Annotated in this window: 20 protein-coding genes; 11 read left to right on the top strand and 9 right to left on the bottom strand. The window is 60.5% G+C overall.

Annotated features, from left to right (window positions below; translation table 11 throughout):
- Positions 1–93 precede the first annotated feature (93 nt).
- The 7 genes from lepB (at position 94) to G365_RS0102210 (ending at position 7,830) form a co-directional block, all read left to right on the top strand.
- Positions 94–858 carry a signal peptidase I gene (gene lepB / locus G365_RS0102240; RefSeq protein ID WP_019643873.1) on the top strand — a complete coding sequence of 255 codons (765 nt, stop codon included), beginning with the start codon at positions 94–96 and terminating at the stop codon, positions 856–858.
- Entirely contained in the window at positions 855–1,532 is a 678-nt protein-coding gene (gene rnc, locus G365_RS0102235) for a ribonuclease III (RefSeq protein WP_019643872.1), read from the top strand. The genes lepB and rnc overlap by 4 nt, the downstream gene beginning before the upstream one ends.
- Positions 1,529–2,452 carry a GTPase Era gene (gene era, locus G365_RS0102230; RefSeq protein WP_019643871.1) on the top strand — a complete coding sequence of 308 codons (924 nt, stop codon included), beginning with the start codon at positions 1,529–1,531 and terminating at the stop codon, positions 2,450–2,452. Before rnc ends, era begins: the two co-directional genes overlap by 4 nt.
- Positions 2,453–2,483: 31 nt before the next feature.
- Positions 2,484–3,230, top strand: coding sequence for a DNA repair protein RecO (gene recO / locus G365_RS0102225; RefSeq protein ID WP_019643870.1), 747 nt, complete (start codon positions 2,484–2,486; stop codon positions 3,228–3,230).
- A 146-nt stretch (positions 3,231–3,376) separates the two neighbouring features.
- A complete protein-coding gene (gene parC, locus G365_RS0102220) occupies positions 3,377–5,605 on the top strand; it encodes a DNA topoisomerase IV subunit A (RefSeq protein WP_019643869.1) in 2,229 nt (742 codons plus the stop codon).
- A gap of 163 nt (positions 5,606–5,768) precedes the next feature.
- On the top strand, positions 5,769–6,353 hold the full coding sequence (locus tag G365_RS0102215; protein WP_043741079.1) for a TRAP transporter small permease subunit: 585 nt from the start codon (positions 5,769–5,771) through the stop codon (positions 6,351–6,353).
- A 22-nt stretch (positions 6,354–6,375) separates the two neighbouring features.
- Positions 6,376–7,830: a TRAP transporter large permease gene (locus G365_RS0102210; RefSeq protein ID WP_019643867.1), complete on the top strand. Its 1,455-nt coding sequence runs from the start codon at positions 6,376–6,378 to the stop codon at positions 7,828–7,830.
- 151 nt (positions 7,831–7,981) lie between these two features.
- Here G365_RS0102210 and G365_RS0102200 read toward each other — a convergent pair whose 3' ends face one another.
- The 5 genes from G365_RS0102200 to motA form a co-directional block, all read right to left on the bottom strand.
- The gene (locus G365_RS0102200) at positions 7,982–9,088 is read right to left on the bottom strand and encodes a TRAP transporter substrate-binding protein (RefSeq protein WP_019643865.1); all 1,107 of its coding nucleotides are present in this window, start codon (positions 9,086–9,088) and stop codon (positions 7,982–7,984) included.
- Positions 9,089–9,599: 511 nt separating this feature from the next.
- Positions 9,600–10,706 carry a TRAP transporter substrate-binding protein gene (locus tag G365_RS0102195; RefSeq protein WP_019643864.1) on the bottom strand — a complete coding sequence of 369 codons (1,107 nt, stop codon included), beginning with the start codon at positions 10,704–10,706 and terminating at the stop codon, positions 9,600–9,602.
- A 138-nt stretch (positions 10,707–10,844) separates the two neighbouring features.
- Positions 10,845–11,573 carry an arginyltransferase gene (locus G365_RS0102190; RefSeq protein WP_026345019.1) on the bottom strand — a complete coding sequence of 243 codons (729 nt, stop codon included), beginning with the start codon at positions 11,571–11,573 and terminating at the stop codon, positions 10,845–10,847.
- Positions 11,574–11,732: 159 nt separating this feature from the next.
- A complete protein-coding gene (locus G365_RS0102185) occupies positions 11,733–12,704 on the bottom strand; it encodes a flagellar motor protein MotB (protein WP_019643862.1) in 972 nt (323 codons plus the stop codon).
- Between the two features lie 46 nt (positions 12,705–12,750).
- Positions 12,751–13,611: a flagellar motor stator protein MotA gene (gene motA / locus G365_RS0102180; protein ID WP_019643861.1), complete on the bottom strand. Its 861-nt coding sequence runs from the start codon at positions 13,609–13,611 to the stop codon at positions 12,751–12,753.
- A gap of 276 nt (positions 13,612–13,887) precedes the next feature.
- Between motA and G365_RS0102175 the strand changes: the two genes are divergently transcribed.
- Positions 13,888–14,370, top strand: a complete 483-nt coding sequence (locus G365_RS0102175; RefSeq protein WP_019643860.1) for a flavin reductase family protein — start codon at positions 13,888–13,890, stop codon at positions 14,368–14,370.
- A gap of 133 nt (positions 14,371–14,503) precedes the next feature.
- On the opposite strand, the gene G365_RS0102170 is transcribed toward G365_RS0102175, so the two are convergent.
- Complete coding sequence (locus G365_RS0102170) at positions 14,504–15,997, bottom strand: aldehyde dehydrogenase family protein (protein ID WP_019643859.1); 1,494 nt, start codon at positions 15,995–15,997, stop codon at positions 14,504–14,506.
- A gap of 63 nt (positions 15,998–16,060) precedes the next feature.
- On the bottom strand, positions 16,061–16,732 hold the full coding sequence (locus G365_RS0102165; protein WP_019643858.1) for a GntR family transcriptional regulator: 672 nt from the start codon (positions 16,730–16,732) through the stop codon (positions 16,061–16,063).
- 252 nt (positions 16,733–16,984) lie between these two features.
- On the opposite strand from G365_RS0102165, the gene G365_RS0102160 reads away from it, so the two are divergent.
- Complete coding sequence (locus G365_RS0102160; RefSeq protein ID WP_043741074.1) at positions 16,985–17,848, top strand: alpha/beta fold hydrolase; 864 nt, start codon at positions 16,985–16,987, stop codon at positions 17,846–17,848.
- Between the two features lie 65 nt (positions 17,849–17,913).
- On the opposite strand, the gene hemB is transcribed toward G365_RS0102160, so the two are convergent.
- Complete coding sequence (hemB, locus tag G365_RS0102155; protein WP_019643856.1) at positions 17,914–18,933, bottom strand: porphobilinogen synthase; 1,020 nt, start codon at positions 18,931–18,933, stop codon at positions 17,914–17,916.
- A 20-nt stretch (positions 18,934–18,953) separates the two neighbouring features.
- A complete protein-coding gene (locus G365_RS0102150; protein WP_019643855.1) occupies positions 18,954–20,246 on the bottom strand; it encodes an O-acetylhomoserine aminocarboxypropyltransferase/cysteine synthase family protein in 1,293 nt (430 codons plus the stop codon).
- Between the two features lie 276 nt (positions 20,247–20,522).
- Between G365_RS0102150 and G365_RS0102145 the strand changes: the two genes are divergently transcribed.
- Positions 20,523–21,662, top strand: coding sequence for an isobutyryl-CoA dehydrogenase (locus tag G365_RS0102145; protein ID WP_019643854.1), 1,140 nt, complete (start codon positions 20,523–20,525; stop codon positions 21,660–21,662).
- A 71-nt stretch (positions 21,663–21,733) separates the two neighbouring features.
- A complete protein-coding gene (locus G365_RS0102140) occupies positions 21,734–22,798 on the top strand; it encodes an enoyl-CoA hydratase/isomerase family protein (protein ID WP_019643853.1) in 1,065 nt (354 codons plus the stop codon).
- The last annotated feature ends 2 nt before the right edge of the window (positions 22,799–22,800 follow it).

Genomic DNA, 22,800 nt, shown 5'->3' with positions numbered 1-22,800 from the left:
CGTCCCCCGCATGTCCGGGGCAGAGACTTTAAAAACGGTTCCGGCGGTTTGCCGGGTTGTGTGGTTGGAACAAGAGCAAGAGAAGCGATCAGGATGTCGAGCAAGAAACCCGGCGGTATCGGGGAAACCATTCGGACGGTGGTGTATGCGGTTGTCGTCGCCCTGCTGGTCCGGACCGTCGCCTTCGAGCCGTTTAATATCCCGTCAGGGTCGATGATTCCGCATCTTTTGATCGGCGATTATCTGTTTGTTTCTAAATACTCTTACGGTTACAGCCGCTTCTCCCTGCCGTTTGGCGTTCCCGGTTTTGAAGGCCGGGTGCTGGAAAGCGCGCCGGAGCGGGGCGATGTCGCGGTGTTCAAGCTGCCGCGCGATACCGGTGTTGATTACATCAAGCGGGTGATCGGCCTGCCGGGTGACCGGGTGCAGATGAAGGGCGGCCGCCTGTTCCTGAACGGGGCGGAAGTGCCGCGGGAGCGGATCGAGGATTATGTCTACGTCGACCCGCGCGGCAACGTCTTGCGGTTCGCCCAGTATGTGGAAACGCTGCCGGGGGATATCCGTCACCGCATCATCGAAGTGACCGATCATGGCCCCTATGATGATACCCCGGAATATACGGTTCCGGCCGGGCATTACTTCATGATGGGCGATAACCGCGACAATTCGGCTGACAGCCGGGCGGATGTCGGGTTTGTGCCGGTTGATAATTTTGTCGGCCGCGCGGAAGTTCTGTTCTTCTCAACCAATGGTGCCGCGCGCATCTGGGAACTGTGGAAGTGGCCGTCGTCGATCCGCTGGGAGCGGCTGTTCAACAGCCTGCGCAAGGGCGGTGATCTGGGGCAGGCCCCGCAATGAAGCAGTCTCTGGCTCCGCTGGCGGAAGCCCTTGGGCATACGTTTTCTGATCTGTCCCTGCTGCAGCTGGCGGTGACGCACCGCAGTTATGGCAATGGCCGGGGCAGCAGCCATAATGAACGGCTTGAGTTTCTCGGCGACCGGGTCCTGGGTCTGGTGATTGCCGATCTGCTGTACAGCCGCTTTCCGGATGAGGCGGAAGGGGCGCTGGCCCGCCGCCATGCCGCGTTGGTCCGGAAGGAATCCCTCGCCCGCGTCGCGGAAAAGATCGGTCTTGCCGCTTTTCTGCGGATGTCGCGGGGGGAAGAGGATGCCGGCGGGCGCTGCAATGCCGGTCTGCTGGCCGACGCCTGTGAAGGGGTGATCGGGGCGCTGTATCTGGATGGTGGGCTGGCCCCGGCGCAGGGGTTCATCCGCTCGCACTGGGTGGCCCTGCTGGAAGAAAGCGCTGCCCCGCCGAAGGACGCCAAAACCGCCCTTCAGGAATGGGCGCAGCAGCGCGGGTTGCCGCTGCCGGAATACAGCACGTTGGAAACATCCGGGCCGGATCATAGTCCGGTCTTTAAAATTCAAGTGAGCGTTAAGGGCTATCCCCCTGAAAATGCTTCAGGAAACTCTAAGAGGGTGGCGGCTCAGGTCGCGGCTCAGGCCCTGCTGAAAAGGTTGATGTCATGACCGGTCTTCAAGAACAACAAGAACAGCAACGGTGTTCGTTCGTCGCCGTCCTCGGCGCCCCGAACGCCGGTAAGTCCACGCTGGTCAATGCCCTTGTCGGCACCAAGGTGACCATTGTGTCGCACAAGGTGCAGACCACCCGCACCCGGGTGCGCGGCGTCTGCATGCGCGGCAAAACCCAGATTGTGTTTATTGACACGCCGGGTATCTTCCGCACCGCCAAGCGGCGGCTGGAACGGGCGATGATCTCTGCTGCCTGGGGCGGTCTGGCCGATGCCGACCACGCCATGCTGGTGGTTGATGTGCAGCGCGGGGTCAGTGATGACACGCAGGCCATCATCGACCGGATGAAGGAAGAAGGGCAGCGCGACATCATTCTGGTGCTCAACAAGGTCGATCTGGTGGAACGGTCGACCCTGCTGGCTCTGGCTGCCAGCCTGAATGAGGAAGGTATTTTCGGTGAGGTGTTCATGATCTCCGCCCTGAAAGAGGACGGGATCGGGGCTCTGCTGGATTATCTGGGCTCCAACGCCCCTGCCGGGCCGTGGATGTTCCCCGAAGATGAGGTCTCTGACCTGCCGCAGCGCCTGCTGGCTGCCGAGCTGACCCGCGAAAAGGTGTTCCTGCTGCTGCATCAGGAACTGCCGTATAGCATTGCGGTGCATACCGACAGCTGGGAAGAGCGTACCGATGGATCCGTGAAGATCCAGCAGACCATCGTGGTCATGCGGGACAGCCAGCGGATGATCGTGCTGGGCAAGGGTGGGGCGAAGATCCGTTCCATTGGTGCCGCCGCCCGCGAAGAGCTGGAAAACCTGCTGGAGCGTCGGGTGCATCTGTTCCTGCATGTCTCGGTTCAGGAAAACTGGACTGATGACCGGGGCCATTACGGTGAATGGGGCCTCGACTTCGACGTCTGAGGGCCGGATGAGGGCCGGATGAGAGGTTGCCATGGAATGGCGTGACGCCGGAATTGTCCTGCGGGTGCGCCGTCATGGGGAAGCCCATGCCGTGGTTTCGGTGCTGACATCATCCCATGGCCGCCAGTCCGGTCTGGTCCGGGGGGGCGGAAGCCGCCGCTCCCGTGCCCAGCTGGAGCCGGGGACCATTGGCGTTGCTGACTGGCGGGCCCGGCTGGAAGACCAGCTCGGGACCCTGAGTTTTGAGCCTCTTGAAGCGATCGCTCCTGATCTTCTGTCTGATCCTGACCGCCTTCTGGCCCTGTCATCCGCCTGTGCGGTGCTGGAAAGCACGGTCACGGAGCGGGTGCCGGTACCTGACCTGTACGATGCCACGCTGGCGCTGCTCTCTGCCCTGCGGGACGGGACACCGCTGGAAGTGTATGTGCAGTGGGAGATGGCCCTGCTGACCGGGCTTGGCTTCGGGCTGGATCTGACCTGTTGCGCGGTCACCGGCACGGCAGCGGATCTGCGCTATGTCTCCCCCCGTACCGGGCGGGCGGTTTCTGAGGCCGGGGCCGGTGTTTACCGCGACCGGCTTCTGCCATTACCGGCGTTTCTCAGGCCAGACTGTCTGCTGTCCGGCCCGGCGGACCGGCTCAGTCTGGGTCAGGGGCTGTCCCTGACCGGCCACTTCCTGCGCCGCCATGCCCTGCTGCCGGGGCGGCAGGATCTGCCGGAGGCCCGCGCCATGCTGATCCACCGGCTGGCGGGGCGTTCCGGCGGCGACGGGGCATAATTTTGCCGCTTCGGCGAAGAAAGTTTGCGTCCCCGATTGACGGGACACATCGGGAACAGACTATATAGTGCGTTTTTGAAAGGGCAGGGCGACGCTGCGTCGTGCTGCCCGATGTGATGTGATGATGTGTGAATGAGGGGCATCCAATGACCACTGCGCAGCCCAGAGACGAAATCCGTCAGCAGCCGCTGAAGGATGCACTGTCGGAACGGTATCTGGCCTATGCCCTGTCTACCATCGTCTCCCGGTCGTTGCCCGATGTGCGGGATGGCCTGAAGCCGGTGCACCGCCGCCTGCTGTTCGCCATGCGCCTGCTGAAGCTTGATCCGGCGGCAGGGTTCAAAAAGTGTGCCCGCGTGGTCGGGGATGTGATCGGTAAATACCATCCGCATGGCGACGTGGCGGTCTATGATGCTCTGGTCCGTCTGGCGCAGGACTTTGCGGTACGGTATCCGCTGATTGAAGGGCAGGGGAACTTCGGCAACATCGACGGCGACAGCGCGGCGGCGATGCGATACACCGAAGCCCGCCTGACCGAGGTGGCGATCGCCCTGATGGACGGCCTTGATGAGGATGCCGTCGATTTCCGCGCCACGTATGACGGTGAAGAGGAAGAGCCGCTGGTCATGCCGGCGGCTTTCCCCAACCTTCTGGCCAATGGCGCCACCGGTATTGCGGTGGGGATGGCCACCAACATTCCCCCCCACAATGCGGGGGAGCTGTGTGATGCCCTGCTGCATGTGATCCGCGAGCCGGACTGTGCCGATGATGCCCTGCTGGCCTATGTCAAGGGCCCGGATTTCCCGACCGGCGGCATTCTGGCCGAAAATGCGGAGGCGGTGCGCGAGGCCTACGCCACCGGGCGCGGCAGCTTCCGGCTGCGGGCACGGTGGGAGGTTGAGCGGATGTCGCACGGCCTGTTTCAGGTGGTGGTCACCGAAATCCCCTATCAGGTGCAGAAGTCAAAGCTGATTGAAAAAATCGCTGACCTGCTGAATGCCAAAAAGCTGCCGCTGCTGTCTGACGTGCGCGATGAATCCGCCGAAGACGTGCGGATTGTGCTGGAGCCGCGCAACCGCACCGTCGATCCGGATCTGCTGATGGAGCATCTGTTCCGTCAGACCGATCTGGAAATCCGCTTTGGTCTGAACATGAACGTTCTGGGCGGCGACGGCATTCCCCGGGTGATGAGCCTGAAGCAGGTCCTGCGGGCCTTTCTCGATCACCGGCACGAGGTTCTGCTCCGCCGGTCCCGCCACCGGCTGGGGAAGATTGATCACCGTCTGGAGGTGCTGGGCGGCTACCTGATTGCCTACCTCAATCTCGATGAGGTGATCCGCATCATCCGGGAAGAGGATGAGCCGAAGGCTGCCCTGATGAAAGCGTTTGGCCTGACCGATGTGCAGGCTGAGGCGATCCTGAATATGCGCCTGCGGTCCCTCCGACGTCTGGAAGAGATGGAAATCCGTACCGAGCATGACGCTCTGGCTGCCGAGAAGGCGGATCTGGAGGCATTGCTGGGCGATGAGGCCCGCCGCTGGCATGTGATCAGTGTGCAGGTGAAGGAGTCGAAGAAGAAGTTTGGCCAGCACACGGCCCTTGGCCGCCGCCGGACCGATATCACCGATGCCCCCAGTGGGGTGGTGGTGCCGCTGGAGGCGGTGATCGAGAAAGAGCCGATCACCATTCTGCTGTCTGAGAAGGGCTGGATCCGTGCCGTCAAAGGCCATACCGACGATCTGGATGACGCCAAATTCAAAGACGGTGACCAGCTTAAGTTGACGGTCAAAACGTTTACCACCGATAAAATTTTGGTGCTGGGGACCAATGGCCGCTTTTACACCCTGACCGGGGAGCGGGTGCCGCGCGGGCGCGGCTTTGGCGAGCCCCTGCGCCTGATGATTGATCTGCCCAATGATGCGGATGTGGCCAAGTTTCTGGTCCACCGTCCGGGGCGGCAGCTTCTGCTGGCCAGCAGTGCCGGGCGCGGTTTCCGGATCGCTGAGGATGATGTTGTTGCCCAGACCAAAGCGGGCAAGCAGATCATGACGCTGGGGGATGAAGGGGAGGTCGCCGCCTTCTGCCTGCCGGTGGAAGGGGATACGGTCGCCATCATCGGTCAGAACCGGAAGCTGCTGGTTTTCGCGCTGGATGAGGTGCCGGTGATGGCCAAGGGGCGCGGCGTTATCCTGCAAAAATATAAGGATGGCGGCGTTTCTGACATTAAAGTGTTCACGGTCGCATTCGGCCTGAGCTATCTGCGGGGTGAGCAGATCCGTACAGAAAATGACCTTGGGCCGTGGCTGGCGGCGCGGGGCACACAGGGGAAGCTACCCCCGACCGGCTTCCCGCGCAGCAACCGGTTTGACGGGTAAGACAAGTGTTTTTTTGACATGCCTCGGCTGCTTTTTCGATGATGCTGTCTGGAAAAGTGGTCTGACCATGTGTATACAGGGTGGATCTGTTGGTGATCCGCGACGGAAAAATCCGCGCATATCCTGAATACATATGGTTCTGCCGTGACTGGGAGGAGGCACTGTGTCCCTGCTATTGCTCTTCAGTCGGCTTATCGACCGTCTTAATGAGACGGTTGGCAAGGCCGTAACCTGGCTGGTTCTGATCGCTGTGGTGATCAGTTCCGGCAATGCCACCATCCGCTACACCTTCAGCATGAGCTCTAACGCCTGGCTGGAAGCGCAGTGGTATCTGTTTGCCGGTATCTTCCTGTTGGGGGCTGGCTATACCCATCTGCGGAATGAACATATCCGCATTGATATCCTGTCGCACCGGCTGTCTCCGCGCGGGCATGCCTGGCTTGATATCTTCGGGACGCTGTTCTTCCTGCTGCCGATGGCCGGGCTGATTCTGGTTCTGTCGTGGCCGGTGTTCATGAACTCCTTCCACTCGATGGAAATGTCCAGCAATGCCGGGGGGCTGATCCGTTGGCCGGCCCGCCTGCTGGTTCCGGCCGGGTTCGGTCTGCTGACCCTGCAGGCCATTTCGGAAATCATCAAGCGCGTCGCCTTCCTCACCGGCCATCTGGCCGAGCTGCCGGGCGGTCATGGCGGTCATCCGCCTTCGGTTGATGAGGCCGAAGACCTGACCGCGGCCCAGAAGCCGTAACGCCGGACAGGAGAGCGAAATAATGGAATTTCTCGCTGCCAATCTGGCACCGATTATGTTCGTTGTGCTGGTGATGTTCCTGCTCAGCGGCTTTCCGGTTGCCTTTGCGCTTGCCGCCAACGGCATGCTGTTCGGCCTGATCGGGATTGAGCTGGGGCTGCTGCACCCGATCCTGTTTCAGGCCTTGCCGGAGCGTGTCTTCGGCATCATGGCGAATGATACCCTGCTGGCCATTCCGTTCTTTACCTTCATGGGGCTGATCCTTGAACGGTCAGGGATGGCGGAAGACCTTCTTGATACCATCGGGCAGCTTTTCGGGCCGATCCGTGGCGGCATTGCGTTCGCGGTGATTTTCGTGGGGGCCCTGCTGGCCGCCACCACCGGGGTCGTGGCCGCGTCGGTGATCTCCATGGGCCTGATCTCCCTGCCGATCATGCTGCGCTATGGCTATGACCGTCGGATTGCTTCCGGCGTTATTGCCGCCTCCGGCACGCTGGCGCAGATCATTCCGCCCAGTCTGGTGCTGATCATTGTTGCTGACCAGCTTGGCCGGTCGGTTGGCGATATGTATGCCGGTGCGATCATTCCGGCGCTGACGCTGACCATGTTCTATGTCGGCTTCATTGTGCTGGTGACCATCTTCCGTCCCAGCTATGCCCCGGCCCTGCCGCCTGAAGCGCGGACTGACCGTGGCATGAAGCTGCTGATCAAGGCGCTGGTTGTGCTGGTACCGCCGCTGGTGCTGATCTTCCTGGTGCTTGGGACCATTTTCCTCGGGATTGCCACCCCGACGGAAGGCGGTGCCATGGGGGCGGCCGGTGCGCTGATTCTGGCGATGATGAAGCGCAAGCTCAGCTTCTCGCTGCTGAAGCAGGCGATGGACTCGACCACCAAGCTCACCGCGTTTGTGGTGTTCATTCTGGTCGGTGCCACCGTGTTTGGTCTGGTGTTCCGGGCGGTCAACGGCGATCTGTGGGTTGAACACCTGCTGACCAGCCTGCCGGGCGGGAAAGTCGGCTTCCTGATCGTGGTTAACATCATGATCTTCCTGCTGGCCTTCTTCCTCGACTTCTTCGAGCTGGCTTTCATCGTTATCCCGCTGCTGGCCCCGGTGGCCGATAAGCTGGGCATTGACCTGATCTGGTTCGGGGTGCTGCTGGGCATCAACATGCAGACCTCGTTCATGCATCCGCCGTTCGGTTTTGCCCTGTTCTATCTGCGCAGTGTGGCCCCGAAGGCTGATTATCTGGACAAGATCACCGGCAAGAAGATCGGTAAAGTGACCACCGGTCAGATTTACTGGGGTGCGGTGCCTTACGTGATCATTCAGCTGATCATGGTCGGTATCGTCATCGCCTTCCCTGAGCTGGTCGAAGCCGGTCTGGATAAGCACGAAAAGGTCGATACCAGCACCATCACCATTCAGGTGCCGGAAATTGATTACGGTGGCGGTTCTTCCAACCCGTATGAAAACTGATGACGGCTGTCATCTGACCCTGAACACCCCGCAGCCAGACTGCGGGGTGTTTTTTTATGGGCCGGTTTTGGGTGAAGGCGGGAAAGAGATTTTAGTCAAAGAAAAACCCCCGCGCTGGTCGGCGCGGGGGCTGTTGGGCACGGGGGATGAATTATTTGCGGACTGACATCGCCCCCATGAAGGCGTCGTAGTTGAATTCAGCAACCCGGAACCAGGACACCTGATCGTCGCGGAAGGGCTTCCAGTTGTCGTAGACCTTTTTCCACTTCGGGTTGGTGGCCGACAGCTCGTCATACAGCTCATGGGCTGCCTTATACGCGGCTTCCATGATTTCCTTGGAATACGGACGGATCTGGGTCCCGGAACCGATCAGGCGCTTCAGGGCCGCCGGGTTCTGCGCGTCGTAGCGGGCCTGCATGTCGGTATTGGCATAGGCGGCGGCGGCGGTCAGGACTGACTGATAGGCCTTCGGCAGGGATTCCCACTGCTGCTTGTTGATCAGGGCATCAAGGGTCGGGCCACCTTCCCACCAGCCCGGATAGTAGTAGTACGGCGCGACCTTGTTGAAGCCCAGCTTTTCATCGTCATAGGGGCCGACCCACTCGGCGGCATCAATGGTGCCTTTTTCCAGAGACGGGTAAATGTCAGCCCCGGCGATCTGCTGCGGAACCCCGCCCAGCTTGGCGACGACACGACCGGCAAGGCCGCCGATGCGCATCTTCAGGCCCTGCATATCGGCCAGCGTCTTCACTTCTTTCCGGAACCAGCCGCCCATTTGCACGCCGGTATTACCGCACGGCAGGTTGACGCTGTTGTATTCAGCAAAAAACTCACGCAGCACCTGCATCCCGCCGCCCTGATACAGCCAGGCATTCTGCTGGCGGCCGTTCAGGCCAAACGGAACAGCCGTGGCAAGGCCGAAGGTCGGATCTTTACCGACGTAATAATAACAGGCGGTATGCCCCATCTCGACAGTTCCGGCCTGCACAGCATCCAGAACCTGCAGCGCGGGAACCAGTTCCCCCCCCGCAAACACGCGGATCTGAAACTTTCCATCGGTGGCTTCGTTGACGAAGCGGGCCATCGTTTCCGCAGCCCCATAGATGGTGTCAAGGCTCTTCGGGAAGGAAGAGGCAAGGCGCCATTTCAGTTCCGGCATCGACTGGGCGATCGCGGGCTTGGGGAAAGAGGCGGCGGCAGCGACGACGGCACCGGCACCGCTGACGGCGGCGCCCTTCAGAAATTCACGACGTTTCATTTAGGCGTTCCCTTGCTTTGTGAAGCCATGGAGGTTCATTTTTTGAACACATTTTTTGCATTTCTGCATACGCACTATTCTTATTCTGCATTGCAGGTGTGCGCATACGGTATGGCTTGGATTATAAGCAAGCTGGCTATGGTTGCAATGGTTAAATGGTAAGGCCAAAACCCGATAATTGGCTGATTTTAATGAGTTTCATTTTCTGATGAATGTCTGTGCTAGATCTTTTTTCATCAGGAAAGAGAGCGCGCGGATTAAGCTGAATTTTTTTCCGGGCTGAGGCGTGAGGAGAAAAATCAGACACATATAAAAAATCTATTTTAATCAATTGGTTATGAGCTTTAAAGTGAAAGTGCGAAATTGAATTTCTTGTATACATTTTTTGCAACCGGCTGCGGATTCCGTTACGGAACCCTCGGGGTTGCCTCAGATGTTTGCCATCAAGACAAAGAAAAACCCCCGCCCGGAAGGGGCGGGGGTTTCGGCGCTCTCTCCTAAGCGGAGAGGCTTACTTGCGGGCAAACATAGCGCCCATGAAGGCATCGTAGTTGAACTCCGCCACGCGCCACCAGGAGACCTGATCATCACGGAACGGCTTCCACTGTTCGTAGATCTTCTTCCACTTCGGGTTGGTCGCCGCCAGCTCGTCGTACAGCTCATGGGCGGCCTTGTAAGACGCTTCCATGATTTCTTTCGAGAACGGACGGATCTGGGTGCCAGCCCCGATCAGGCGCTTCATGGCCTGAGTGTTCACCACGTCATAGCGGGCCTGCATGGCGATGTTGGCGTGGTCGCAGGCCATCTTCAGGATGGTCTGATAATGCTTCGGCAGGGTTTCGAACTGCTGCTTGTTGATGAAGGCATCAACGTTCGGGCCACCTTCCCACCAGCCGGGATAGTAGTAGAACGGCGCAACCTTGCTGAAGCCCAGCTTTTCATCATCGTACGGGCCGACCCACTCGGCGGCGTCGATGGTGCCTTTTTCCAGCGACGGGTAGATGTCAGCGCCCGCGATCTGCTGCGGAACAACACCAAGCTTGGAAATCACACGACCGGCCAGACCACCGATACGGAACTTAAGGCCCTGCAGGTCAGCAAGAGTCTTCACTTCCTTGCGGAACCAGCCACCCATCTGCACACCGGTATTACCGCACGGCATGTTGATGAGGTTATAGCCTTCAAAGAATTCACGCAGCAGGGGCATCCCGCCGCCTTCATACATCCACGCATTCTGCTGGCGGGCGTTCAGGCCGAACGGCACAGCGGCGGCGAAGGCGAAGGTCGGATCTTTACCGACGTAATAGTAAGAAACGGTATGGCCCATTTCGACGGTCCCGGCCTGCACGGCATCGACCACCTGCAGGGCGGGCACCAGCTCGCCACCGGCAAAAACACGGATCTGGAACTTGCCGTCAGTGGCTTCGCTGACGTACTTCGCCATCACTTCTGCGCCACCATAAATGGTGTCCAGGCTCTTCGGGAAAGAAGAGGCAAGGCGCCACTTAATTTCCGGCATGGTCTGCGCAATAGCCGGGGCCGGGAAGGCTGCGGCGGCGGCAACAACGGCACCGGCCCCACCGACGGTAGCACCCTTCAAAAATTCGCGACGTTTCATGTCAGACGTTTCCTCGGGATATTATGGGCGAAACAGAATTCCAATCTGCCGCAACGGGATTGGCAGTCAGAATGCTTCGCAGACAGTATAAATGAAAGATTGTTTCGGGCAATGCCAGAGTCTTACGCTGGGAAAGCGTTAAGAGCTTGACATCATGGGGCTCCATCCACCCGGCCCATAGGTTTCCAGGGGTTGAAACCGCGTTTTGTAAGCCATCTTACGACTGTTGGCGATCCAGTAGCCGAGATAGACATAGGGCAGGCCCTGTGCCAGAGCGGTGCGGATCAGCCAAAGGATGACGTACGTGCCAAAACTGCGTGTGGGATCAACGGTTTCGTAAAAACTGTAAACCCCGGAAACGCCATCATCCATCCGGTCCATCAGGCAGACGGCTTTCAGGCTGCCGGTGGCGTCGCGAAACTCCACCAGACCGGTGTCGATCGGGCTGTCCTCTACCATGGCCCTGTAGTCATAAAACCCCATCAGCGCCATGTCGCTGCCGGTGTGCCGGCTTTCCTGATAGGCATTGAACAGGCGGTACTGTTCGGCTGTCGCCCGGGCCGGGACAATGCGGGCCTTAAGGTCGGCGTTCCGGTCCCACAGGCGGCGGAAGGTGCGGTTCATCTTAAACCCGGATGCCACCACCCTGACCGGGACGCAGGCATTGCAGCCGACGCAGGCCGGAGCATAGGCGATGGAGTGACTGCGGCGGAAACCGGCGCGGGAGAGCTGATCATGAAAGCCCCGGGCATCGCTGCCGTTCAGTTCCGTCACGATCTTCCGTTCCATCCGGCCCTCCAGATACGGGCAGGGCATCGGCGCGGTCGTGAAAAAGAAGTGAGGTCTGAGAAGGGGTAAGTGTTCCATATCGCAGCCTTTTATCTGCCTTCCCGAACCGGTTGTTCCCTCACTATGGGCTTGCTTCCCTGCATTTGTAAACCAGTGCTACGGAACTAGGGGGAGGGGGAAAGCCTTCCATCAAAAAAGCCCGACCTTTTCGGCCGGGCTTTCAGAATCTGATACAGATCAGTTGCTTTTCAGGATACTGGGGATCGGGCCCCGGGCATCCGGGGCGCCATCAGGGATCGGATTGTCCCGCAGCAGAATGATGCTGATCCGGCGATTGCGCGGGCTGTCGGGGTTTTCCTTCAGCATCGGCTCTGCCGAGGCCTTACCGGAAACCCGGTTGATCCGCTGGTCGGCAACGCCGCCCGAAAGAAGAACGCGGCGGGCTGCCAGTGCGCGGTCGGCGGACAGTTCCCAGTTGCCGTACCCGGTCGGGTCGCTGAAGCTCATGGCGTCGGTATGACCGGCAATCGCAATCTGCTGTGGCAGAAGTTTGATGACTTTTCCGACCAGCAACAAAAGCTGCTTGGTCCGCTCATACATCGCCGACGATCCGGCGGGGAACATCGGAACCTGTTCCTGATCCATGATCTGAATCCGGACCCCTTCCGGGGTGGTGTCCACCATCAGGCTGTTCTGCAGGGCCTTCAGTTCCGGCAAAGCCTGAAGCGCCTGCTTCAGTTCCGCTTCCAGCTTTTTGGCCTGATCCTGATCCTTCAGTTCAGCGGCGACGGACTTGGCGTTCTCGCTGTTGTTGAAGTCTGCGGATGCATCCTGCTTTTTGTCCGACTGACCTTCCTGCGGATCAGTGAATTCTGACCCGCCGGAACCAACCGTGGTCGGCGGCAGATTCATGCTGGTGGCGGGGGATGAGGAGCGGGATTCCGACGCCCCTTCACCAATAACCTGACCACCAAGAATACCCCCGGCGCCACTGGGGCTCTGCGATACGGCCGTCGGCGCGAAGTAGTTGGAAATACCCTGCAGCTGCTCTTCCGTAACTGAGTTTAACAGCCACAGCAGCAGAAAGAACGCCATCATCGCCGTCACGAAGTCAGCGTATGCAACCTTCCACGCACCACCGTGGGCGGCATGGCCGCCCTTCTTGATGCGTTTGATGATAATTGGCGCTTTGCCTTCTTCTTCGGCCATGCCGTCCTCATCTTTGCCCGGGGGTGGGCCGGGGGAATGTCAGCCGTTAATCGTGGCTGAGGTTGGTGACGGTTTCTTCCACTTCCTGGAAGGTGGGGCGGACATGCGGCGGCAGAATCTTACGGGCAAATTCGATAGAAACCTGCGGCGCATATCCCTGCATGTGGGCCAGCAGGGCGGCCTTGATGCAGTTGAGATACTCGGTTTCCGCGTTGTAAGCGGACTCGATGGCGCGCGCAAACGGTGCGAAGAAACCGTAAGACAGCAGCACCCCGGAGAAGGTCCCCACCAGCGCCGCGCCGATCAGGTGCCCCAGCACTTCCGGCGGCTCGGTGATGGAGCCCATGGTGTGAATCACCCCCAGCACCGCCGCCACGATCCCCAGCGCGGGCATCCCGTCCGCCATATTGTTGACGGCGGTGGAAACAGCGTGGTGTTCGTGGTGGTGGGCCTCGATGTCTTCACCGATGATGGTCTCGACTTCGTTGGCATTATTGGTGCCAAGGGTCAGCAGGCGGAGATAGTCGCACAGGAACACCAGCGCGTGGTGATCCCCGGCAAAACCGGGAAACTTCTGAAACAGCGGGCTTTCATCGGGGCGTTCGACGTGGCTTTCAAGAGCAAGATCACCCTTGGTTTTCGCCAGCCGGAACACCGAGTACAGCATGCTGAGGAGTTCGAGATAGCTTGATTTATGGTGCCGGGGGCCCTTCATCATCGGGCCCATCGCCTTACCGATGCCGACAAGCACGGTTTTCGGGCTGCCGATGACCATCGATCCCAGCGCCGCGCCGAAGATGATGATGAATTCGAAGGGCTGCCACAGCACGCCGAGGTGGCCACCGCCACCCATGTAACCGCCGATCACACTGCCCAGAACGATAAGTGTACCAATGATGATCAGCATGCGGCCACCAGTCCAGTTCCCCGGGAAATCCTAAAGGGCCGGATGTTCCGTCCAGCCCGGTGTCAGAGAACTGTTGTACCCAAGGTTTCTGCAAACATCAATCGCGACCGGTGTTATACCGGCAAAATCAATGAACTATACACGCGGCTGAAGCCGGTTTTGGAAAAACCTGATGACGGCACAAGGGTTTTTGTGCTACTGCGGCATAGAATTTTGCTTTCCGGGGGAAACCGGATCGGGTCAGAATGCCCGAAATCAGATACTGGATATCGGCCCATGCCTTTTGATGAACGCGCATTTCGCAAAGCGATGGGGTGCTTTGCCACCGGCGTGACCGTTGTGACGTCCGTTGATGCGGAAGGGCTTCCGGTTGGCGTCACGGTCAATTCCTTCACCTCTGTCTCGCTGGATCCGCCTCTGGTGCTGTTCTGTCTGCATAAGCAGAGCAGTGCTGTCCCGGCGTTCAGCGAAGGCCGCTTTGCGGTTAATGTGCTGCGTGAAGATCAGAAAGAAGTCTCGATCGCTTTTGCCAGCCGGGAAGGCAAAAACTGGAATGGCATCGCCTCCCGCCCCGGTCTGGGCGGGGTGCCGCTGCTGGATCATTGCATTGCCCATCTCGAGTGTTCGGTCCATACCGTCAGCGATGGCGGCGACCACGTCATTGTTATCGGGCGGGTGGAAAATCTTGAGATGCAGGCCGGTGGGCAGCCGCTTCTGTATTACCGCGGGGCCTATGCGACCCTGCACGACGGGGCCTGAGCGCCCCTGACGGCCCGGGATGCGATAAAAAAGGCGACCGCATAAACGGTCGCCTTTTTTGCTGCCTGATGGTCCCCGCCCGGATGGGATGCTCCGTCCGGGCGGGAAAACTGGCGGGCCGGAAAACAGGCCGTCAGGTCATGTTGATGATGATGGTCTTCTTTTCGGTGAAGTGTTCCAGCATCGCTTCCAGCGTCGCTTCCTTGCCCAGGCCGGAAGCCTTGATGCCGCCGTAAGACAGATTCGGCTGCACCACCAGATTCTGGTTCACCTGCACGAAACCGGCTTCCAGACGCTGTGCGGCATTCATGGCGGTGCGCAGATCGCGGGTCCAGATCGTGGCGGCAAGGCCGTATTCGCTGTTGTTCGCTTCAGTGATCACGTCTTCATAGTCGGTGAATTTGAAGATGCAGCACACCGGCCCGAAGATTTCTTCCCGCGCCGGGGGGGCATCGCGGGCGATGTCGGTGAAGATCACCGGCTGAAGGAACAGCCCCTTGGCCAGCGCCGGGTCGGTCGGCAGGGCCGAGCAGGCGTTGGCGGTGCCACCGGCCTTGATCCCGGCTTCGACGTAGCCCTTCACCTTCTCGTACTGATCGCGGGAGATGATGGTGCCGATATCGGTGGCCTCATCCAGCGGGTCGCCCATCTTCAGGGCGTTGACCTTTTCAGTCAGTTTGGCAACGAAAGCGTCATGCAGATCGGCATGAACGTAAATGCGGGAGGAGGCGGTGCAGCTCTGGCCCTGACGGGTGAAGCGCATGCCGGAAATTGCCCCGCCGACGGCGCGGTCCAGATCCGCATCGCCCATCACGATCATCGGGCTTTTGCCACCCAGTTCCAGCGTCACCGGAATCAGGCGTTCCGCAGCGGTCTTGTAGACGATCTTGCCGGTTTCGACCGAGCCGGTGAAGGTGATCTTGCCGACATCCTTGTGGGCCACCAGCGGCGCGCCGCAGTCCGGGCCGAAGCCGGACAGCATGTTGAAGCAGCCGGGCGGCAGAACGTCATTCAGGATCTGACAGACGCGCAGCACGGTCAGCGGCGCTTCTTCCGCCGACTTTACCACCACGGTGTTGCCTGCGACCAGCGCCGGGGCGATTTTCAGCGCCATCAGCATCAGCGGGACGTTCCAGGGGATAATCGCCCCGACCACGCCGATCGGCTCCCGCACGGTGACGGTCAGCATATCGGGGTTGAAGGGGACGGATTCCCCCTTCAGTTCCGACGCGAGGCCGCCGTAGAACACAAAGGCATCGGCCAGCACACCGGCTTCAACCCGGCTTTCGGTGCGCAGGGCCTTGCCGGTTTCCAGCGCCACCAGACGCGCCAGCTCTTCGGTGTGTTCGGTCAGGCGGCGGCCACATTCCGCCACCAGCTTACCGCGTTCACGGGCCGGGCGGCGCTTCCATTCCTTCTGGGCGGCGACGGCGGCGGCAACGGCGGCATCCACATCGGCGGCATCCCCTTTGGCAGCCTGTGCCACCACCTGTCCGGTGGCCGGATTGACCACGTCAAAGGTCTGCCCGGACACGGCGGCGACAAGGGCGCCGTTGATCAGGTGCTTGCCTGAAAGTTCCTTGGCCAGGGCGAAGGGATCTGTGTTCAGGGTAAGGGTTCCGCTCATGGGATTCTCCGGTGATCTCACGAAGGGGCAGGGGCTGGCCCTGCCGGTGGATGGATAGAAAAACTAACCCTTCAGGTAGCCGGTCGGCAGCGTGGACAGGAAGTCGGCGAAGACATCCCCCTGCACGTTGACGTGACGGTACATCGCTTTTCCGGCGGCTTCGGCATCCCCGGCCAGAAGGGCCTCGACCACTTTTTTGTGCTCGGCAAGGGATTCATGGACGCGGCCGGGACGGTTGAGCTGGTGACGCCGGTACGGGGCCGTGCGATGGTGCAGGCTGCGGGTCATCTCTTCCAGCACATGGTTGTGGCTGCCGGAATAGATGGCGTCGTGGAATTTCCAGTTGTTAATGTAATAAGAGTCCAGATCGACCTGCTCGGCAAAGCCTTCGGCTTCGGTGACCACGTCGGAGATGGACTGCCGCTCCGCCTCGGTCATGCGGCGGGCGGCAAGGCGGGCGCACATGCCTTCCAGCTCAGCCATCACCTCAAACATTTCGATCAGACGGGGCAGGGTGATGACAGACACCACCGCGCCCTGCCGTGGCCGGACTTCAATCAGGCCGGAGGCAGAAAGCTGGCGCAGTGCCTCCCGCACCGGTGTGCGCGAGACGTTGAACCGCTGGGCGAGGGACTGTTCATCAAGACGGTCGCCGGGTTTCAGGCGGCCGTTGAAAATGTCTTCTTCCAGCGTACGGCGGAGAAAATCCGCCCGGGTGGGGGTTTGCTTGGGCATGGGCCCTTGGTACCTTTTTGGTGATCAACGGAGGCCCCTGTTGTTGCTGATTATCTTCCCTAAGGGAAGGCCCGTGTTCAGGCTTTGCGCGGGGGTGCCGCAGATCTTTGCCGTTTCCTCAGGATGAATTGTATACATAAAACGAGGGATTGGTATTCAAAAAATCATGCCGCGCTGCAAAATCGACGTAAAAAAAGACCGTCTGTTTTTAAAAATCATCTAAATTCAAAGCATTGATGATCGGAGGAAATTGTGTCCAAAGCCCGTGTCCATACCGTTGCCTGCCTTCGCCCGGAAGGGTTCCGTCAGATGGCCTATCGGGACTGGGGGGCAGAAAACAGCCCGACGGATCCGGTTTTGATCTGCGTTCATGGCCTGACCCGCAATGCGGCTGACTTTGACCCTCTGGCCTCCGCTCTGTCAGACAGCTACCGGGTACTGTGCCCCGACGTGCTGGGGCGGGGAAGTTCTGAGTGGCTGACGAATCCGCTGGGGTATGCCTATGATGGATATGTCAGTGATATGGCGGCACTGATCGCCCGCAGCGGCGCGAAAACGGTGGATTGGGTCGGGACGTCGATGGGCGGACTGATCGGTCTGTTTCTGGCGGCCAGCCCGGGCACTCCGGTCCGGCGGCTGGTGCTGAATGATGTCGGGCCGGTGATCGGCGGTGACTTCATCCGCTTTCTTAAAACCTACGTCGGGACTGACCCGCGCTTTGCGACGCTGGAAGAGGCAGAACGGTTTTTCCGTTTCGCTCATGCCGGGTTCGGGGCGCTGACGGATGAGCAGTGGTCCGCGCTTACTGCGGCTTCTGTCCATCCGGTGGACGGCGGGGGATTCCGGCTGGCTTATGATCCGGCGCTGGCGGTGCCGTTACAGTCCTTGCCGGATGATGATATCGACCTCTGGCCGGTCTGGAATGCGGTGACGGTGCCGACGCTGGTGCTGCGGGGGGCGGAATCGCCGCTGCTGGATCGCGCCATGGCTGCCCGGATGGCGGAGCGGCCGGGTGTCACGGTCGAAGAAATCCCCGGGTGCGGTCACGCCCCGGCGCTGATGGATCCGGCGCAGATTGATCTCGTCCGGCGCTGGTTGTCTCAGCCGTCGACCTGAGGGCAAAACAAAACCGGCGGACTGCGCTGACAGTCCGCCGGTTTTTATCATAAGGGCTCTGTCGGTCAGCCCCGTGCTTTCAGCAGACGGGCGGCATCAACGGCAAAATAGGTCAGGATGGCATCGGCCCCGGCGCGCTTAAAGCACATCAGGCTTTCCAGCACGGTGCGGTCGTGATCAAACCAGCCGTTGTTGATAGAGGCCTTGAGCATCGAGTATTCGCCGCTGACCTGATAGGCGAAGGTCGGCACCGCGAACTGGTCCTTCACACGGCGGATGATGTCGAGATAGGGCATGCCCGGCTTGACCATCACCACATCGGCGCCTTCGGCGAGATCGATCGCCACTTCTCGCAGGGCTTCGTCAGAATTGGCGGGGTCCATCTGGTAGGTTTTCTTGTCGCCGCCCTTCAGCGATGCCCCGGTGCCCAGTGCATCCCGGAACGGACCATAGAAGCAGGAGGCATATTTGGCGGCATAAGAAACGATCTGCACATGCTGCAGGCCTTCGGCATCCAGCGCGTCGCGGATCTGGCCGATGCGGCCATCCATCATGTCGGACGGGGCGACGATATCGCAGCCTGCCTTGGCCTGCGAGATTGACTGACGGATCAGCGCCTCAACACTTTCATCATTGATGATGATGCCATCGCGGCAGATGCCATCATGGCCGGTGTCGGTATAGGGGTCCAGCGCAACATCACACAGCACGCCAAGGTCGGGGTAAGCCGCCTTCAGGGCGCGCACGGCACGGCAGACCAGATTGTCGGGGTTGGCCGCTTCGGTGCCGACGGTGTCTTTCACCGCCGCATCGGTTTTGGGAAACAGGGCAATGCAGGCAATGCCCAGCGCCCGCGCTTCGCCCGCCGCCGCCACAAGGCGGTCGATGGTGTAGCGCACGACGCCGGGCATAGACGGCACCGGTTCCGTTCTGTCTTCGCCGTCGATGATGAAGACCGGCCAGATCAGGTCATCAACGGTCAGGGTGTTTTCCCGCACCAGACGCCGCGACCAGTCAGTCTGACGGTTGCGGCGCATCCGGGTGCGCGGAAAGGGGCCGAAAACGGTCTCGGTGGTCACGGGCATCCCTCCTGAACAGGTCTGCCTCAGACCTGTTCAAGAGCCTGCTGCAGATCGGCAATAATATCGTCAGGATGTTCAATCCCGACGGACAGACGGACATACCCCGGCGTCACGCCGGAGGCAAGCTGTTCCTCCGCCGACAGCTGGGAATGGGTGGTCGAAGCCGGATGAATGGCCAGAGACCGCGAATCCCCGATGTTGGCAACGTGGTAGAACAGCTTCAGGGCATTGATGAATTTCTGCCCGGCCTCTGTGCCGCCGGTCAGCTCGAAGCCCATCAGGGAGCCGTAGCTGCCCTTAAGATAGGTGTCGGCCCGGCGCTTCAGTTCGCCGTCCTGCTGGCTGGGGTGAGTGACCCGGCTGACCTTGGGATGGGCGGACAGGAAGGCGGCAACTTTCGCCGCGTTTTCAGCGTGGGCGCGCATGCGCAGCGGCAGGGTTTCAAGGCCCTGAATCAGCTGGAACGCATTGAACGGGCTGATGCAGGCACCGACATCGCGCAGCAGGGTGACGCGCATGCGCAGGCCATAGGCGATCGGGCCGAGCGGCTTGACGGCCTCGGTCCACACCGCGCCATGATAGCTCGGGTCCGGCTGGCTGAGGGTGGGGAAGCGGTCGGGGTACTGTTCCCACGGGAAGTTGCCGCCGTCGATCACCACACCGCCGATGGAGGTGCCGTGCCCGCCGATGAACTTGGTGGCGGAATACATCACCACGGCGGCGCCATGTTCCAGCGGGCGGCAGATCAGCGGGGCGGCGGTGTTATCAACGATCAGCGGCACGCCGATCTCGCGGCCGATCTTCGCCACCTCAGCAATCGGGAAAACGTTCAGCTTCGGGTTCGGCAGCGTTTCGGCATAGAACAGCCGGGTTTTGTCATCGACGGCACGGCGGAAGTTTTCCGGGTCAGACGGGTCAACGAACCGGGCTTCAATGCCAAACTGCTTAAAGGTGTTGGCAAACAGGTTCCAGGTGCCGCCGTACAGGTCGGTGGAGGTGACAAAGTTGTCCCCGGCCTGACACAGATTGAGCACGGCAAAGGTCGAGGCCGCCTGACCGGAAGAGACCGCCAGCGCGATGGCACCGCCTTCAAGGGCGGCGATGCGCTGTTCAAATGCGTCCTGCGTCGGATTCATGATGCGGGTGTAGATGTTGCCCAGCTCTTTCAGGGCGAACAGGTTGGCCGCATGCTCGGTATCGCGGAACTGATAGGAGGTGGTCTGATAGATCGGCACGGCGACCGCCCCGGTGGTGGGGTCGGCGCGGTATCCCGCGTGCAGGGCCAGCGTCTCGGGATTGGTGCTCTTGAAATCCATTCTTTGGGCGCTCCGGGGTGACAGTTCTTGCTATTCCGTCACGAGAGTTGCGGACGCGGGATCGCCTGTCAAGGCCGCATAGTATCGGCGCATAGTGTCTTATCAAAAAATAATACGATAAAAAATTGTTCTATTAGGCATATCGGTGCAGTGTATGGAATGATGATCAGGATTGTATGCAAGGTTTGACAGCGGGCGGGAAGGCGCTATCATCGGGCAAAACACACACCCCGACGCGGCGCAGCCGCAGGCGGGGGGACCCCAGGAGGAAACCCGATGGATTTCGCCCTCACCGAGGAGCAGAGCCAGTTTCAGGACGTGGCTCGTGATTTTGCCCAGACCGAAATGGCCCCCTTCGCCAAAGACTGGGATGAGAACCACACCTTCCCCGAAGCGACCCTGCGCAAAGCGGCGGAGCTTGGCTTTGCCGGGATTTATGTGCGCGATGACGTCGGCGGATCATCCCTGACCCGTCTTGATGCGGCAATCATCTTCGAGGAACTGGCGACGGCCTGCCCGTCGACCGCAGCCTACATCTCCATCCACAATATGGCGGCGTGGATGATCGACCGCTTCGGCAATGAGGAGCAGCGGCAGCGCTTTCTTCCGAAGCTGTGCACCATGGAGCACTTCGCCAGCTATTGCCTGACGGAGCCGGGCGCGGGGTCTGACGCCGCCAGCCTGAAAACCCGGGCGGAGCGGGACGGGGACCATTATGTCCTCAACGGCTCTAAGGCATTTATTTCCGGCGGTGGCCGGTCTGATGTGTATGTGGTGATGGTCCGCACCGGCGGCGAGGGGCCGAAGGGTATTTCCACGCTGGTGGTGCCGAAGGACACACCCGGCCTGTCATTCGGCAAGCAGGAAGAGAAAATGGGGTGGCGCAGCCAGCCGACATCCGCCGTGATCTTTGAAAACTGCCGGGTGCCGGTCGCCAACCGTCTGGGGGACGAGGGGCAGGGCTTTAAGATTGCCATGATGGGGCTTGATGGTGGCCGGCTGAATATCGGGGCCTGTTCCCTTGGCGGGGCCAAAGCCGCGCTTGCGGCGGCGCTGGACTACACCAAGGTCCGCAAGCAGTTCGGCAAGGCGCTGGCGGAGTTTCAGGCCCTGCAGTTCCGGCTGGCGGATATGGAGACCGAGCTGACTGCCGCCCGTCTGCTTCTGCACCGGGCTGCCTCGGCACTGGATGCCAAAGCCCCGGATGCCACCAAGCTGTGCGCCATGGCCAAGCGGCTGGCCACTGACACCGGCTTTGCCGTGGTGAACGATGCCCTGCAACTGCATGGCGGCTATGGCTATGTGCGGGAATACCCGATTGAGCGCCTGCTGCGCGATCTGCGGGTTCACCAGATTCTGGAAGGCACCAACGAGATCATGCGGGTGATCATCGCCCGTAAGATGCTGGATGCCTGATTTCTGCCAGTTGTTCCCAGCCGGTTGCAGCCGGGAAGCGCTGCTTTTTGATCTGATTTCTGAGGACTCCCATGTCATCTTTTGAAATTAATGACGAAATTCTGTCGTCCGTCTCTGGTGGCGTTGCCCGCGTTACCCTGAACCGACCCAAGGCGCTGAACGCCCTGACGCTGGATGGTGTACGGACGATGGACCCGTTGTTGCGCCGTCTGGCCGCTGACGATGCGGTGACCGTGGTGGTGGTGGAAGGGGCCGGAGAGAAAGCCTTCTGCGCCGGGGGGGACATCCGCCGGATGTGGGAAGCCAATCACGCCAAGGATGCCGCCTATCTGCGGGCTTTCTTTGGCGAGGAATACCGCCTCAACCGCCTGATCAAGGTGTATGGCAAGCCGTATGTGGCCTTGATGGATGGCGTGACCATGGGCGGCGGCGTCGGCCTGTCTGTGCACGGGTCGCATCGGGTCGCCACCGAACGGACCCTGTTCGCCATGCCGGAAACCGCCATCGGTCTGTTCCCCGATGTTGGCGGCACCTGGTTCCTGCCCCGTCTGCCGGGGGCGATCGGTATGTATATGGCCCTGACCGGGGCGCGGCTGAAGGCGGCGGACTGCCTGTATACCGGCGTTGCCACCCATTATGTGCCGTCGGAAAAGCAGGACGAGCTGATCGCTGCGCTGCGCGGGGTTTCCGGCCATGCCGCCGTGACGGCGGTGCTTGACGGTTTTCAGCAGGATCCCGGCCCGGCCCCGCTTGCGGATCTGCGTCCGGCGATCGACCGCTGCTTCAGCAAAGATAGCGTGGAAGAGATCATTGAAGCTCTGCGGGCCGAAGGCGGCGAATGGGCTGATAAGACCCTGCATCTTCTGGGTAAAATGTCGCCGACCTCCCTGAAGATCACCTTCGCGCAGATCCGCAGGGGGGCTGCGCTGGATAGCTTTGACGCGGCTATGCAGCTGGAATACCGGGTCTCGCCGCGTATCGGCCTGACTGCCGATCTGGCCGAAGGCGTGCGGGCGGTGATTATTGATAAGGACCATGCCCCGAAGTGGTCGCCGTCGGCGCTGGCGGATGTTGATCCGGCGGTGGTCGAAAGCTTTTTCGCTCCGGCTGAGGCTGGCGAACTGACCTTCGGGTGATT

The organism is Novispirillum itersonii subsp. itersonii ATCC 12639, assembly GCF_000381985.1.
Taxonomy (GTDB): domain Bacteria; phylum Pseudomonadota; class Alphaproteobacteria; order Rhodospirillales; family Rhodospirillaceae; genus Novispirillum; species Novispirillum itersonii.
This window is presented reverse-complemented; position numbering and strand designations above follow the sequence as displayed.

Coding starts and splice junctions, on each gene's coding strand:
- era (WP_019643871.1), top strand. CDS start 1,529: ATGACCGGTCTTCAAGAACAACAAGAACAGCAACGGTGTTCGTTCGTC.
- parC (WP_019643869.1), top strand. CDS start 3,377: ATGACCACTGCGCAGCCCAGAGACGAAATCCGTCAGCAGCCGCTGAAG.
- lepB (WP_019643873.1), top strand. CDS start 94: ATGTCGAGCAAGAAACCCGGCGGTATCGGGGAAACCATTCGGACGGTG.
- G365_RS0102170 (WP_019643859.1), bottom strand. CDS start 15,997: ATGAGCGGAACCCTTACCCTGAACACAGATCCCTTCGCCCTGGCCAAG.
- hemB (WP_019643856.1), bottom strand. CDS start 18,933: ATGCCCGTGACCACCGAGACCGTTTTCGGCCCCTTTCCGCGCACCCGG.
- G365_RS0102200 (WP_019643865.1), bottom strand. CDS start 9,088: ATGAAACGTCGTGAATTTCTGAAGGGCGCCGCCGTCAGCGGTGCCGGT.
- G365_RS0102195 (WP_019643864.1), bottom strand. CDS start 10,706: ATGAAACGTCGCGAATTTTTGAAGGGTGCTACCGTCGGTGGGGCCGGT.
- recO (WP_019643870.1), top strand. CDS start 2,484: ATGGAATGGCGTGACGCCGGAATTGTCCTGCGGGTGCGCCGTCATGGG.
- G365_RS0102145 (WP_019643854.1), top strand. CDS start 20,523: ATGGATTTCGCCCTCACCGAGGAGCAGAGCCAGTTTCAGGACGTGGCT.
- G365_RS0102185 (WP_019643862.1), bottom strand. CDS start 12,704: ATGGCCGAAGAAGAAGGCAAAGCGCCAATTATCATCAAACGCATCAAG.
- G365_RS0102190 (WP_026345019.1), bottom strand. CDS start 11,573: ATGGAACACTTACCCCTTCTCAGACCTCACTTCTTTTTCACGACCGCG.
- rnc (WP_019643872.1), top strand. CDS start 855: ATGAAGCAGTCTCTGGCTCCGCTGGCGGAAGCCCTTGGGCATACGTTT.
- G365_RS0102140 (WP_019643853.1), top strand. CDS start 21,734: ATGTCATCTTTTGAAATTAATGACGAAATTCTGTCGTCCGTCTCTGGT.
- motA (WP_019643861.1), bottom strand. CDS start 13,611: ATGCTGATCATCATTGGTACACTTATCGTTCTGGGCAGTGTGATCGGC.
- G365_RS0102150 (WP_019643855.1), bottom strand. CDS start 20,246: ATGGATTTCAAGAGCACCAATCCCGAGACGCTGGCCCTGCACGCGGGA.
- G365_RS0102165 (WP_019643858.1), bottom strand. CDS start 16,732: ATGCCCAAGCAAACCCCCACCCGGGCGGATTTTCTCCGCCGTACGCTG.
- G365_RS0102210 (WP_019643867.1), top strand. CDS start 6,376: ATGGAATTTCTCGCTGCCAATCTGGCACCGATTATGTTCGTTGTGCTG.
- G365_RS0102175 (WP_019643860.1), top strand. CDS start 13,888: ATGCCTTTTGATGAACGCGCATTTCGCAAAGCGATGGGGTGCTTTGCC.